We start from the raw sequence: 12,981 nt of genomic DNA, 5'->3' as shown, positions 1-12,981 counted from the left end.
CATGATCCAGCTGCATTACTACCCCAGCACCGCCAGCATGGTGCCGCACATCCTGCTTGAAGAACTGGCCGTGCCCTACGAGCGTGTGCTGGTGGACCGCGCGCAGGACGTGCAGAAGACCATGGCCTACCTGAAGCTGAACCCGAACGGCCTGATCCCGGTGCTCACCGACGGCGATCTGGTGCTGTACGAGACCGCCGCGATTTGTCTGCACCTGTGCGACACGCACCCGGCCAGCGGCCTGGCACCCGCGCTGGGCACCCCCGAGCGCGCGCACTTCTACAAGTGGCTGATGTGGCTGACGAACACGTTGCAAGCCACATTGATCGTCTATTTTTACCCCGATCGCTGGGTGAATGCCGGCAACGCGGCGGGCGCCGCCGAGGTCCGGCACCACGCCGAAATCCGCATCAACAACCTCCTGAAGCAGCTCGACAACGAGCTGGCCCGCCATGGTGGCCCCTGGTTCATGGGGGCGGCCTACACCGCGCTGGACCCCTACGTGTTCACCCTGTGCCGCTGGACGCGCAACTTTGCCGGTGCGCCCGCCCGCAGCAAGCGCCAGCTGGGTCCGTACCTGCAGCGCATGCTGGACCGGCCTGCGGTGCAGCGGGCATTGGCCAACGAGGGTTTGAGTCCGCCCTTTGTCTGAAGTGTGAGGGTGGGAGAAAAACGCTCCTGCGGCGCGGGGGGCTACCGTCCTGATCGCGCCAGGTAGCGCTTGCGCCAGAACAGCACGCTGAGCACCACGGCCGTGAGCATCATCGAGCCCATGGCCCACCAGAAGCCCGACTCCTTGTGCAGCAGCGGAATGAACTCGAAGTTCATGCCGAAGATGCCCGCGATCAGGTTCAGCGGCAGGAAGATGGCGGTCAGCGCCGTGAGCGTGCGCATGATGTCGTTGGTGCGGTTGCTCTGCGCCGAAAAATGCATCTGCACCGCGGTCTCGGCGTTCTGCTCCAGCCGGCGCACGTTGTGCACCACGCGTTCAATGTGCTCCAGCACGTCGCGGCTGCGCACCTTGAGCAGCTCCAGTCCGCGGTGGCCGCCAAAGTGGTCGCTGGTGCCCTCGACCACTTCCCAGCCGGCCAGCGCCTCGATCCAGTCCTGAATCGCCGCGCGCTGGTCTTCGCAGATCTCGTCCAGGTGGTGCAGAGAAATGCGCGCATCCAGCAGCGAGCCCCAGTTGTTGAAGCGTGTCGAGGGATGCAGCAGTTCGGTTTGCCAGTGGTCCAGCTGGCGCGTGAGCTCGCGCCGCAGATCGAGGTAGCCGTCCACCATCTGGTTCACGATGCGCAGCATCAGGTCGGCCGGCCCGCTGGGCAGGTTCACGCCGGCGGCACGCGAAGCGGCCGACGCCGCCGCGAGCAGGCGCGTGGCGTACTGGTCGAGCACCGTGCAGCCCGCGGGGTGGACCGTGAGCAGCACGCGGTCGAACACCGCAAACCCGACCGGGCTGGTGTCGATGCGCCGCAGCACCGGCGGGCCGCCGCGTTTGATGTGTTGGGTCAGGACCTGACCGGGGTGAGCGAGGTCGGTTTCGCTGTGTCCAGCGGCAAGCCGGCGGAACACCAGGACGTCGTACTGCGATGTGTAGTCGAAGTGCGACGGCAACTGGTTGTTGAGCAGGTCAGACACGTGCAGGTCGACCAGCGTCACGCTGTGCAGGGCCTGCAGCGTGGACTGGATATGCGCCTGCTCCAGTTCGAACTCGCGCCGGCCACAGGCGATCCAGACAAAGCTGCGCGGCGCCAGTTCGGTGGGCAGCGTCCCGGTTTCGTTCACGGCACCGGGCAGGACGTGGAAGATGCGCATGCGGTGGTTGCCGGGAGGCTGTGGCGGGGTGGATCAGCCGCGCAGCAGACGGGCCGCGTCGCGTGCGAAATAGGTCAGCACGCCGTCGGCGCCCGCGCGCTTGAAGGCCAGCAGGCTTTCCATCATCACCGCGTCGTGGTCCAGCCAGCCGTTGATCGCGGCGGCCTTGAGCATGGCGTATTCGCCGCTGACCTGGTAGGCGAAGGTGGGTACCCGGAACTCGTCCTTCACGCGGCGCACGATGTCCAGGTAAGGCATGCCGGGCTTGACCATCACCATGTCGGCGCCCTCGGCCAGGTCCAGCGCCACTTCGCGCAGGGCTTCGTCGCTGTTGCCCGGGTCCATCTGGTAGACCTTCTTGTCGGCTTTGCCCAGGTTGGCGGCCGAGCCCACGGCGTCGCGGAACGGACCGTAGAAGGCGCTGGCGTACTTGGCGCTGTAGGCCATGATGCGCGTGTGCACCAGGCCCTTGGCCTCCAGGGCACGGCGGATGGCGCCGATCCGGCCGTCCATCATGTCGCTGGGCGCCACCATGTCCACACCGGCTTCGGCCTGCGTGAGGGCCTGCTGCACCAGGATCTCGACCGTGGGATCGTTCAGGATGTAGTTGTGCTCGTCCAGCAGACCGTCCTGGCCGTGGCTGGTGAACGGGTCAAGTGCCACGTCGGTCATCACGCCCAGCTGCGGGAACTCTTTCTTCAGTTCGCGCACCACCCGCGGCACCAGGCCGTCCGGGTTCATGGCTTCTTTGCCATCGGGCGTCTTGAGCGACTGGTCGATCACCGGGAACAGCGCCATCACCGGAATGCCCAGTTTCACGCAGTCTTCCGCCACCGGCAGCAGCAGGTCCAGGCTCAGGCGTTCCACGCCGGGCATGGAGCCCACGGCCTCGCGCCGATGGGCCCCATCCAGCACAAACACCGGGTAGATCAGGTCGGCCGGGCTGAGCCGGTGCTCGCGCACCAGGTCGCGGGTGAACGCATCGCGCCGCAGACGGCGGGGGCGGGACAGGGGGTAGGGGGCTGGGGAGTGCATGTTCGTATTGTGGCAAAGCCGCAGTGGGTGGACGATCCAGTTCGGTTGAAATACGGTCTTCAAAGTGTCTGAAACTACCGGGTTTCAATTCGTAAAAAGATGGCGGTGATTGAAAAACCCAGGAGTTTGTGTTGAACTCTGCCATAAGAAGAAAATACAAGCGCGCGCCTGCTGTCCTGGGTCGTCGAAGGTATTTTTTGATCTTCCGATCGGCCGTCCGCATCGAAACGCCCAGCGGGTGATGCGGCATGACCGGGTGCACCGTCTGCATGTAACGGATCGATTGGATCCTGGCTTCTTTATTTACCGAGCTCTGCCATGTTGCAAACCAAGAAAAACCCTGTCACGTCCCCCGTGGGTGCTAAACCGGCGGCAGCCGGCGCGTCCGAAGCCTGGTCGCTCGACGACCATTGGCCCGAGCTGGTTGCGGGACTCGCCGAACAGTTCACGGAAAACGTCAGCTCCCTGCAAAACCAGATCGACCAGCTGCTGGCCAAAGGGCGCATCAACAAGCTGGAACATCGGGCCCTGAGCGTGCCGGCCGAGCGCATCAAGCTCGCGGGCATCAGTGCCCAGCAGATCAACCGGTTCTACAGCGGTCGCATCCGCCAGTCGCATGAGAAGGTGGACATGGCGCAGCTGGTTGAAGGGGTGTTGCAGGAGCGCAAGCAGGAGCTGGGCACGCTGGGCATCGCCTTGCGACGCAAGCTCAAACAGGTGGAGGTGCTGATCGACCCCACGGTCGCACACACCTTCGTCAACGCCGTGCTGGACTGGGGCCTGCCGTTTGGCAACCGGGTCGACATGCGCTTGGACCTCAACGCCTGGCCGCAACATGCGCGTTTGCAGATGCGCGTGGCCAATGACGGCGTGCCCCCGTCAAGTGCCGCGTCGACGGACAGCCTGAGCTGGATGCTGATACGCCAGATCGCGCTGGTGTCGGGCGGTGTCGAGATCGAACGCGAAGTCAACGAGGAGGGTGTGAGCTTCACGGCCATGTTCACGCGCACGGTGCAGGCCGTCGACGGCATTTCGGCGGTGGACCTGTCGGACGAGCACTCGTCGATGTTCAAGTCGCTGTCGGGCACTTATGTGCTCACCATTTCACCCAGCTTGCAGATCCGTGCCGACGTGCGTGACGCGTTGCGAGAGATAGGTATTTCTTCGGACAGTGTTGTGGATTTCCAACAAGCCCGCGATGCCATCAAGAGCCGCATGCCCAGCCTGATCGTGGTGGACTCTGAAATCAAGGACGATGACTTTGATGCCTTCCGCCGCGACCTGCTGCGCGAGGTGTTCGAGTTCCCGTTCGTCGAGATTTCGCCGGATGACAGCTCGTTCGACATGTCGGGCTTTGGCGAGTTTTCCATGGCCAAAGTCGGGCGCGGCAATATTCGCGAGGCGCTGGGGACGGCCGTGATGTTCGAACTGGCCAAAATGATGTAATTAATTGGCATTATTTTTGCTGGTGCTGATTCCGGATATGTCAGATCTGACAGGGGATAGATAGGAAATTTCTTTCTTCTGCTGTAACATTCGCTTGGGCAAGCCGAAGGGTGAGCTCCCCGCTTTTCCTCCCTGAGCGGGTGCCTTAGTGTGTGACAGCAAAAAGGCTTCCTAACCCGGCCCTGTGGGCCGGGTTTTTTTTTGTCCTTCGTGGTGGCCCAACCCACTGGGCCCAACATGTCGATGGCCCCTGGTGGCTAAACTGCCAGCATGCTCTGGGTCAAATCCTTCCACATTGTTTTCATCGCCAGCTGGTTCGCCGGTCTGTTCTACCTGCCCCGGATTTTTGTCAATCTGGCCATGGTCCCGCCCGAAAGTGTTGCGGAGCGCGAGCGCTTGCTGCTCATGGCGCGCAAGCTGATGCGCTTCACCACCCTGTTGGCTGTTCCAGCGGTGGCACTCGGCCTGTGGCTCTGGCTGGGTTATGGGATCGGTCTGGGCGCTGGCAATGGCTGGATGCACGCCAAGCTGTTCGTCGTGGCGCTGATCCTCGGCTATCACCATGCTTGCGGCGTCATGCTTCGCAGGTTTCAGCAAGGCATCAACCGCCGGGGTCATGTCTGGTACCGCTGGTTCAACGAGGCGCCGGTGATCATGCTGGTGGCGGTGGTGCTGCTGGTGGTGATCAAGCCTTTCTGAGGCCCATGGGTGGTCACGACTCCGCGTTCTTCGGCCTGGCCGCTCGCGTTGCTGTTTGCGGCGCTGGTGGTCTATGCGAGTCTGTACCCGTTTCAGGGCTGGCGCATGCAGGGCGTGGAGCCGATGGCCTTCATGCTGGCACCGCTGCCGAAGTACTGGACTGCATTCGATGTGGTGAGCAACTTTCTGGGCTACGCCCCGCTGGCGTTTCTGCTGGCGCTGTCCCTGCTGCGCTCTGGTGCCGGGGGATGGTCCTGGTTGCTGGGCTTCACCCTGCCGCTCCTGCTGTCGTTCGGGGTGGAAACGCTGCAGAACTACCTGCCCATGCGGGTGGCCTCCAATCTTGATCTGGCGCTGAACGGTGCCGGAGCCATGCTGGGTGCAACAGCCGCCTGGGTCCTGGAGCGACTGGGCGGACTGCGTCGCTGGAGCCAGTTCCGGGCCGACTGGTTCGTGCCGGGCGCACACGGCTCGCTGGTGCTTCTGGCTTTGTGGCCGGCCGCCTTGCTCTACCCGGTCTCGGTGCCGTTTGGCCTGGGGCAGGTCTGGGACAGGCTGGAGATGGAGCTGGCCCACCTGCTGGCGGAGACGCCGTTTCTGGCCTGGGTGCCGTTCCGGGTTGAAAACCCGCTGCCGTTGAGCCCACTGGCCGAGGCGTTTTGTGTGGCGCTCGGGTTGCTGGCGCCGCTGCTCATGGGTTTTGCGGACATGCGTTCGCTGTCGCGCCGCGTGGGATTTCTGGTGGCCTTTTTTGTGTGCGCGCTGGCTGTTGCCGGGTTGTCATCGGCGCTGACCTACGGTCCGGACCATGGCTGGGCGTGGATCACTTCCCAGGCCTTGTTGGGACTGGCCTTGGCGTTCGCCGCCGGACTGGCACTGCTCGCCCTGCCGCGCCGGGTCTGTCATGCGCTCATGTTGCTGTGTCTGGCCACCTCGCTCAGCCTGCTCAATCGTGCGCCAGTAAGTCCTTACTTCGATCAGTCGCTTGAAGTCTGGGAACAAGGGCGCTTCATTCGCTTTTATGGTCTTTCACAGTGGCTGGGGTGGGCGTGGCCTTTTGCGGCCTTGCTCTTTGGCCTGCGCGCCATCGCCCGACACCCCGGTGCCAGACAGGGCGCCCACTAAAATCGACCCATGTCTGAAAACAAGTCGTATTACGAGCGCCACATCTTCTTCTGTCTCAATCAGCGGGAAGGTGGTGAGGATTGTTGTGCTCAGCACAAGGCCCAGGCCGCCTTTGATCGCTGCAAATCGCAGGCGAAGGCACAAGGCCTGCTCGGGCCGGGCAAGGTCCGGGTCAACAAGGCGGGCTGCCTGGACCGTTGCGCAGGCGGGCCGATTGCGGTGGTGTACCCGGAAGCGGTCTGGTACAGCTATGTCGATGAAAGCGACATCGACGAGATCGTGCAGTCCCATTTGCGCGACGGCGTGGTGGTGCAGCGCCTGCTGACCCCGTCGGACGTCGGGCGCTGAATGAGTTTGCCTGGCGATCAGGTTCTTGCACACGGCGCTGGCGGCGACCGGCCCGGGGGGACATCAATGAACGCTCAGACCGAATACCTGTTGCAAGACGGACCGGCCGGTGCGTTGGAGGTGGCGATAGACCGGCCAACGGGCGACCCGGTCGGGGTTGCGGTGCTGGCTCACCCGCACCCATTGCACGGTGGAACCCTGAGCAACAAGGTCGTTCAGACCCTGGCGCGTGCCTGTGTGCTGGCGGGTTGGACGGCTGTCCGCTTCAACTTCCGCGGCGTCGGACGCAGTGAGGGGGCTTACGACGAAGGACGCGGCGAGTTGGACGATTTGCTGTCGGTGATCGAAGGGCAGGCACCTTCGGGCCCGTTGTGCCTGGCCGGGTTTTCATTCGGAGCGTTCGTCACCAGCCATGCGGCGAGCCAGCTTCACGCCCAGCGCGAGATCCGTCGGCTGGTTCTGGTGGGCACAGCCGCCAGTCGGTTTGAAGTCGCTCCGGTCGCGGCGGAACTTCACTCGCGCACTCTGGTCATCCATGGCGAGCAGGACGATACCGTGCCACTGGCGTCTGTCATGGAATGGGCACGCCCTCAGGTATTGCCTGTGCTGGTGGTGCCCGGAGGAGGCCACTTCTTTCATGGGCAGTTGCCTTTGCTTCGGGAGCTGGTCCTGCGCCATCTGCGTGCCTGAAGCGGCCGCTCTTTTCCCTTTTTTATTTCAGGAACCGGATTTTGCTGCGTCGATTGTTTTCCCGTGCTTTGTTTCTGTTGGCCGTTGCTGTGGCGTTTTCGGCATCTGCCCAGGTGCCTCAGCCGCCTGAAGTGGCGGCCCGCGCCTATTTGTTGGTGGATGTGACCTCGGGTCAGGTGTTGGCGTCCAAAGATGCCGATCAGGCGGTGGAGCCGGCTTCGCTCACCAAGCTGATGACCGCCTACATCGTGTTTGATGCGCTGAAGACGGGCAAGCTCAGCCTGACCCAGACCTTTGGGGTGAGCGAGCGGGCCTGGAAAATGCCGGGTTCGCGCATGTTCATCGACCCCAAGATGCAGGTGCCCGTGGAAGACCTGATCAAGGGAATGATCGTGCAGTCGGGTAACGATGCCACCGTGGCGCTGGCTGAAGGGTTGGGCGGCAGCGTGGAACGTTTCGTGGAGTTGATGAACCAGCAGGCGAAGTCGCTGGGCATGAACGCCAGCAGCTTCAAGAACCCTGAGGGCCTCACGGTGGCTGGGCACACCACCACAGCACGTGACCTGGCTACGCTCGCCACCCGCCTGATGCGCGATTTTCCCGACTACGTGCCCTACTACGCCATCCAGCGTTACCGCTACCCCGGCACGCCCGCCGCCAACGACACCAACCGCAATCTGTTGCTGTTTCGCGACCCCAGTGTTGACGGCCTGAAAACCGGTCACACCAGTGCCGCGGGCTACTGTCTGGTGGCAACCGCTCACCGGGCGGTGCCGGCCTTGGGCAGTGGACCGCAGGGGCAGCGGCGGCTGTTGAGCGTGCTGCTGGGGGCTTCAAGCGAAAACGCCCGTGCAGCTGAAAGCCAGAAGCTGTTGAACTGGGGCTACACGGCTTTTGATGCGGTGCGGCTGGCGCCAGCAGGCGCGCCGCTGGTTTCGCCGCGTGTCTGGAAGGGTAAAGCGGAGGTTGTCAAGCTGGGGCGGCCCGAAGGTGTTGTGGTATCCGTTCCTGCAGGAGAAGGTGCGCGGCTGAAGACTGAAGTCGTCCGACCGGAACCCCTGGTCGCACCTTTGCTGCGCGGCCAGGCGGTAGGCACCTTGAAGGTGACCTTGGCCAGTGGTGCGCCGGTGGCCGAGGTGCCGCTGAGCGTGCTGGAGACGGTGGAAGAAAGCGGTGTCTTCGGCCGAGCCTGGGACGCTGTGCGTCTCTGGATTCAGTAACCAGGCCTGCAACACCCGGGGTGCAGCCCCCGCTGCAGGCCGTACAAACGGGTTTCGGTGAAGCGCCTTTCGCGCATTCGTTTGTCAGGATGACAAGCCCGTGCTACATTAGAGGGCTTTTCGGAATCTTCCGAGAAGTTTTCGTTTTCGCTTTTTTAAACGTTTAGGGACGTTTCTTCATGCCAACCATCAATCAACTCGTGCGCCACGGCCGGGAGGTCGAAAAGACCAAATCCAAGAGCCCGGCCATGGAAAACTCTCCGCAGCGTCGTGGTGTGTGTACCCGTGTGTACACCACGACCCCCAAGAAGCCCAACTCCGCTCTGCGTAAAGTCGCCAAAGTGCGTCTGACCAACGGTTTTGAGGTCATCTCCTACATCGGCGGTGAAGGCCACAACCTGCAGGAGCACAGCGTCGTGCTGGTTCGCGGCGGTCGTGTCAAGGACTTGCCTGGTGTGCGTTACCACATCGTGCGCGGTTCGCTGGACCTGCAGGGCGTGAAAGACCGCAAGCAGTCGCGCTCCAAGTACGGTGCGAAGAAGCCCAAGGCCAAGTAATTCCGGTTTTTCGGTGTTTGGCCGGCCGGCAAGCTGTGTCGAACGTAGTGACCCCAAAGCGCCATGTCGGCGTCGGGTCGAGTAAGTGAGGGCCTTGCTGGGTTCTCGCGGTGTCTGAAAAGACGCCAACTGAAGCAATTTTGAGGTGAAAAAATGCCACGTCGTCGCGAAGTCCCTAAACGTGAAATCCTGCCGGATCCCAAGTTCGGCAACGTCGAGCTCTCCAAGTTCATGAACGTGATCATGGAAGGCGGCAAGAAAGCTGTCGCCGAGCGCATCATTTACGGTGCGCTGGAGCAGATCGAGAAAAAGACCGGCAAAGACCCGGTCGAAGCCTTCTCTATCGCCATCAACAACGTCAAGCCCATGGTGGAGGTCAAGTCCCGCCGCGTGGGTGGTGCGAACTACCAGGTGCCCGTTGAAGTGCGCCCGGTTCGCCGTCTGGCGCTGTCGATGCGCTGGATCAAGGAAGCCGCGCGCAAGCGCAGCGAGAAGTCCATGGCCATGCGCTTGGCCAACGAGCTGATCGAGGCCACCGAAGGCCGTGGCGGCGCCATGAAGAAGCGTGACGAAGTGCACCGCATGGCCGAAGCCAACAAGGCTTTCAGCCACTTCCGCTTCTAAGTCCCGCTTTTCCCAGTCATCCAAGGCGAGCCCGCAAACCCCAGAAGGGGTGGCGGGCTTGCCCAATTCAGGAGTATTTCCATGGCACGCACTACGCCACTGGAGCGGTACCGCAATATCGGTATCTCCGCTCACATCGACGCCGGCAAGACCACCACGACCGAGCGCATTCTTTTCTACACGGGTGTGAACCACAAGATCGGTGAAGTGCACGACGGTGCCGCCACCATGGACTGGATGGAGCAGGAGCAGGAACGTGGCATCACGATCACCTCCGCCGCCACGACCTGCTTCTGGAAGGGCATGGACCTGTCCTTCCCCGAGCACCGCATCAACATCATCGACACCCCCGGCCACGTGGACTTCACCATCGAGGTGGAGCGCTCCATGCGCGTCCTGGATGGCGCCTGCATGGTGTACTGCGCGGTGGGCGGTGTTCAGCCCCAGTCGGAAACCGTCTGGCGCCAGGCCAACAAATACAAGGTGCCGCGTCTGGCCTTTGTGAACAAGATGGACCGCACCGGTGCCAACTTCTTCAAGGTTGTTGAGCAGATGAAGCTGCGCCTGAAGGCCAACCCTGTGCCGATCGTGATCCCGATCGGTGCCGAAGAGCACTTCAAGGGTGTGGTGGACCTGCGCAAGATGAAGGCCATCATCTGGGACGAAGCGTCCCAGGGCATGAAATTCACTTTCGAAGAAATTCCCGCTGAACTCCTGGAGCAGGCCAAAGAGTGGCGTGAAAAAATGGTCGAGGCTGCGGCCGAAGCCAGCGAAGAGCTGATGAACAAGTACCTTGAAGAAGGTGACTTGACCGAAGAAGAGATCACCCACGGTCTGCGCGTGCGCACGCTGGCGACCGAAATTCAGCCGATGCTGTGCGGTACCGCATTCAAGAACAAGGGTGTGCAGCGCATGCTCGACGCCGTGATCGAACTGATGCCTTCCCCGGTGGACATCGCCGACGTCACGGGCACGGATGACGACGAAGAAGTCACCAGCCGCAAGGCCGATGACAACGAGAAGTTCTCCGCATTGGCCTTCAAGTTGATGACCGACCCGTATGTCGGCCAGCTCACCTTCGTGCGCGTCTACTCGGGCGTGATGAAAAAGGGCGATTCGGTCTACAACCCGATCAAGGGCAAGAAAGAGCGCATCGGCCGTATCGTGCAGATGCATGCCAACAACCGTCTGGAAGTCGAAGAAATTCGCGCTGGCGACATCGCTGCCTGCGTGGGCCTGAAAGACGTGACCACGGGTGAAACCCTGTGCGATCCGGAGGCCATCATCATGCTGGAGCGGATGGTCTTCCCGGAGCCTGTGATTGCGCAGGCTGTGGAACCCAAGACCAAGGCCGACCAGGAAAAGATGGGCATTGCCCTGCAGCGCTTGGCCGCAGAAGATCCTTCTTTCCGCGTCAAGACCGACGAAGAGTCGGGTCAGACCATCATCGCCGGCATGGGCGAACTGCACCTGGAAATCATCGTTGACCGCATGAAGCGTGAATTCGGTGTGGAAGCCAATGTGGGCAAGCCGCAAGTGGCCTACCGCGAGACCATCCGCAAGACGGTGGAAGACTCCGAAGGCAAGTTTGTGCGCCAGTCCGGCGGCAAGGGTCAATACGGTCACGTGGTGTTCAAGATCGAACCCAACGAAGCCGGCAAAGGCTTTGAGTTCGTCGACGCGATCAAGGGCGGTGTGGTTCCTCGCGAATACATCCCTGCGGTTGAAAAGGGCGTGATCGAAGCCCTGACGACCGGCGTGCTGGCGGGTTATCCGGTGGTGGACGTGAAGGTCACGCTGCACTTCGGTTCCTACCACGACGTGGACTCGTCCGAAATGGCCTTCAAGATGGCAGCCATCTTCGGCTTCAAGGAAGGCTGCCGCAAGGCCAGCCCGGTGATCCTTGAGCCCATGATGTCGGTGGAAGTGGAGACGCCTGAAGACTACGCCGGCAACGTGATGGGCGATCTGTCCAGCCGCCGCGGCATGGTGCAGGGCATGGAAGACATGGTCGGTGGCGGCAAGGCCATTCGCGCCGAAGTGCCGCTGTCCGAGATGTTTGGTTATTCGACCACGCTGCGTTCCATGTCGCAAGGCCGTGCCACCTACTCGATGGAGTTCAAGCACTACGCCGAAGCACCGCGCAACGTGGCCGAAGCCATTGTTGCAGCGCGCGCCAAGTAAGTTTCAGCCGGTCTGCGATCACGCGCCGCCCTGTCCCCGTGCGGGGCGAATCAGCAGTGTGGTGCAGACCTAAAACCGTGACACGGGTTTGTTCTTTCTAGGAATTGAAAAATGGCAAAAGAGAAATTTGAGCGGACCAAGCCGCACGTCAACGTCGGCACGATCGGTCACGTTGACCACGGCAAGACCACCCTGACCGCGGCCATCACCACCGTGCTGGCGGCCAAGTTCGGTGGCGCCGCCAAGGCCTACGACCAGATCGACGCAGCGCCTGAAGAAAAGGCCCGCGGCATCACCATCAACACCGCCCACGTGGAATACGAAACGGCCAACCGCCATTACGCCCACGTTGACTGCCCCGGCCACGCCGACTACGTCAAGAACATGATCACCGGTGCCGCCCAGATGGATGGCGCCGTGCTGGTGTGCTCCGCCGCTGACGGCCCGATGCCCCAGACCCGCGAGCACATCCTGCTGGCCCGCCAGGTGGGCGTGCCTTACATCATCGTGTTCCTGAACAAGTGCGACATGGTCGACGACGCCGAACTGCTCGAACTCGTCGAAATGGAAGTGCGCGAGCTCCTGGATAAGTACGACTTCCCCGGCGACGCCACCCCCATCATCCACGGCTCGGCCAAGCTCGCCCTCGAAGGCGACAAGGGCCCCCTGGGTGAAGAAGCCATCATGAAGCTGGCCGACGCCCTGGACACCTACATTCCCACGCCCGAGCGCGCTGTGGACGGTGCCTTCCTGATGCCCGTGGAAGATGTGTTCTCCATCTCCGGCCGCGGCACCGTCGTGACCGGTCGTATCGAGCGCGGCATCGTCAAGGTCGGCGAAGAAATCGAAATTGTCGGTATCAGCGACACCCAGAAGACCACCTGCACCGGCGTGGAAATGTTCCGCAAGCTGCTGGACCAGGGTCAGGCTGGCGACAACGTCGGTATCCTGCTGCGCGGCACCAAGCGCGAAGACGTGCAGCGCGGCCAGGTGCTGTGCAAGCCCGGCTCCATCAAGCCCCACACCCACTTCACGGGTGAGGTGTACGTGCTGTCCAAGGATGAAGGTGGCCGTCACACGCCGTTCTTCAACAACTACCGTCCGCAGTTCTACTTCCGCACCACCGACGTGACCGGCTCGATCGAGCTGCCCGAAGGCAAGGAAATGGTCATGCCAGGCGACAACGTGTCGATCACGGTCAAGCTGATTGCCCCGATCGCCATGGAAGAAGGTCTGCG

Annotated in this window: 13 protein-coding genes; 11 read left to right on the top strand and 2 right to left on the bottom strand. The window is 62.3% G+C overall.

Going from position 1 to position 12,981, the window contains the following annotated elements; all coding sequences use genetic code 11:
- Position 1 precedes the first annotated feature (1 nt).
- A complete protein-coding gene (locus ACN5W5_RS14975; protein ID WP_420049295.1) occupies positions 2–652 on the top strand; it encodes a glutathione S-transferase family protein in 651 nt (216 codons plus the stop codon).
- Positions 653–693: 41 nt separating this feature from the next.
- Here the strand turns inward: ACN5W5_RS14975 and ACN5W5_RS14970 are convergent, their stop codons facing one another.
- Together ACN5W5_RS14970 and hemB are read right to left on the bottom strand one after the other, a co-directional pair.
- The gene (locus ACN5W5_RS14970; RefSeq protein ID WP_420049294.1) at positions 694–1,815 is read right to left on the bottom strand and encodes a magnesium transporter CorA family protein; all 1,122 of its coding nucleotides are present in this window, start codon (positions 1,813–1,815) and stop codon (positions 694–696) included.
- A gap of 33 nt (positions 1,816–1,848) precedes the next feature.
- Positions 1,849–2,850, bottom strand: coding sequence for a porphobilinogen synthase (gene hemB, locus ACN5W5_RS14965; protein WP_420049293.1), 1,002 nt, complete (start codon positions 2,848–2,850; stop codon positions 1,849–1,851).
- A 318-nt stretch (positions 2,851–3,168) separates the two neighbouring features.
- Between hemB and ACN5W5_RS14960 the strand changes: the two genes are divergently transcribed.
- The 10 genes from ACN5W5_RS14960 to tuf form a co-directional block, all read left to right on the top strand.
- On the top strand, positions 3,169–4,296 hold the full coding sequence (locus tag ACN5W5_RS14960) for a hypothetical protein (protein WP_420049292.1): 1,128 nt from the start codon (positions 3,169–3,171) through the stop codon (positions 4,294–4,296).
- A gap of 270 nt (positions 4,297–4,566) precedes the next feature.
- On the top strand, positions 4,567–4,995 hold the full coding sequence (locus tag ACN5W5_RS14955; protein ID WP_420049291.1) for a CopD family protein: 429 nt from the start codon (positions 4,567–4,569) through the stop codon (positions 4,993–4,995).
- A 9-nt stretch (positions 4,996–5,004) separates the two neighbouring features.
- The gene (locus tag ACN5W5_RS14950; RefSeq protein WP_420049290.1) at positions 5,005–6,120 is read left to right on the top strand and encodes a VanZ family protein; all 1,116 of its coding nucleotides are present in this window, start codon (positions 5,005–5,007) and stop codon (positions 6,118–6,120) included.
- A gap of 9 nt (positions 6,121–6,129) precedes the next feature.
- Positions 6,130–6,468 (top strand): (2Fe-2S) ferredoxin domain-containing protein, encoded by a 339-nt coding sequence (locus ACN5W5_RS14945; protein ID WP_420049289.1) that lies wholly within the window; start codon positions 6,130–6,132, stop codon positions 6,466–6,468.
- Between the two features lie 66 nt (positions 6,469–6,534).
- Complete coding sequence (locus ACN5W5_RS14940) at positions 6,535–7,158, top strand: alpha/beta hydrolase (RefSeq protein ID WP_420049288.1); 624 nt, start codon at positions 6,535–6,537, stop codon at positions 7,156–7,158.
- Positions 7,047–8,378, top strand: coding sequence for a D-alanyl-D-alanine carboxypeptidase family protein (locus ACN5W5_RS14935; RefSeq protein WP_420049287.1), 1,332 nt, complete (start codon positions 7,047–7,049; stop codon positions 8,376–8,378). Before ACN5W5_RS14940 ends, ACN5W5_RS14935 begins: the two co-directional genes overlap by 112 nt.
- Before the next feature lie 179 nt (positions 8,379–8,557).
- Positions 8,558–8,935, top strand: coding sequence for a 30S ribosomal protein S12 (gene rpsL, locus ACN5W5_RS14930; protein ID WP_056266875.1), 378 nt, complete (start codon positions 8,558–8,560; stop codon positions 8,933–8,935).
- Positions 8,936–9,088: 153 nt separating this feature from the next.
- Positions 9,089–9,559, top strand: a complete 471-nt coding sequence (gene rpsG / locus ACN5W5_RS14925) for a 30S ribosomal protein S7 (protein ID WP_068169697.1) — start codon at positions 9,089–9,091, stop codon at positions 9,557–9,559.
- A gap of 81 nt (positions 9,560–9,640) precedes the next feature.
- Positions 9,641–11,743 (top strand): elongation factor G, encoded by a 2,103-nt coding sequence (fusA, locus tag ACN5W5_RS14920; RefSeq protein ID WP_420049286.1) that lies wholly within the window; start codon positions 9,641–9,643, stop codon positions 11,741–11,743.
- Between the two features lie 111 nt (positions 11,744–11,854).
- Positions 11,855–12,981: elongation factor Tu (gene tuf, locus ACN5W5_RS14915; RefSeq protein WP_420049285.1), on the top strand; the 1,127-nt coding region annotated here is incomplete at its 3' end.

It is taken from the genome of Hydrogenophaga sp. ZJX-1, from assembly GCF_048590325.1.
In the GTDB taxonomy this organism is placed as follows: Bacteria; Pseudomonadota; Gammaproteobacteria; order Burkholderiales; family Burkholderiaceae_C; genus Hydrogenophaga.
This window is presented reverse-complemented; position numbering and strand designations above follow the sequence as displayed.

Bases quoted from the DNA above. Each gene is read 5' to 3' on its own strand.
- ACN5W5_RS14975 (WP_420049295.1), top strand. From the start codon at position 2: ATGATCCAGCTGCATTACTACCCCAGCACCGCCAGCATGGTGCCGCAC.
- ACN5W5_RS14970 (WP_420049294.1), bottom strand. From the start codon at position 1,815: ATGCGCATCTTCCACGTCCTGCCCGGTGCCGTGAACGAAACCGGGACG.
- hemB (WP_420049293.1), bottom strand. From the start codon at position 2,850: ATGCACTCCCCAGCCCCCTACCCCCTGTCCCGCCCCCGCCGTCTGCGG.
- ACN5W5_RS14960 (WP_420049292.1), top strand. From the start codon at position 3,169: ATGTTGCAAACCAAGAAAAACCCTGTCACGTCCCCCGTGGGTGCTAAA.
- ACN5W5_RS14955 (WP_420049291.1), top strand. From the start codon at position 4,567: ATGCTCTGGGTCAAATCCTTCCACATTGTTTTCATCGCCAGCTGGTTC.
- ACN5W5_RS14945 (WP_420049289.1), top strand. From the start codon at position 6,130: ATGTCTGAAAACAAGTCGTATTACGAGCGCCACATCTTCTTCTGTCTC.
- ACN5W5_RS14940 (WP_420049288.1), top strand. From the start codon at position 6,535: ATGAACGCTCAGACCGAATACCTGTTGCAAGACGGACCGGCCGGTGCG.
- ACN5W5_RS14935 (WP_420049287.1), top strand. From the start codon at position 7,047: ATGGGCACGCCCTCAGGTATTGCCTGTGCTGGTGGTGCCCGGAGGAGG.
- rpsL (WP_056266875.1), top strand. From the start codon at position 8,558: ATGCCAACCATCAATCAACTCGTGCGCCACGGCCGGGAGGTCGAAAAG.
- rpsG (WP_068169697.1), top strand. From the start codon at position 9,089: ATGCCACGTCGTCGCGAAGTCCCTAAACGTGAAATCCTGCCGGATCCC.
- fusA (WP_420049286.1), top strand. From the start codon at position 9,641: ATGGCACGCACTACGCCACTGGAGCGGTACCGCAATATCGGTATCTCC.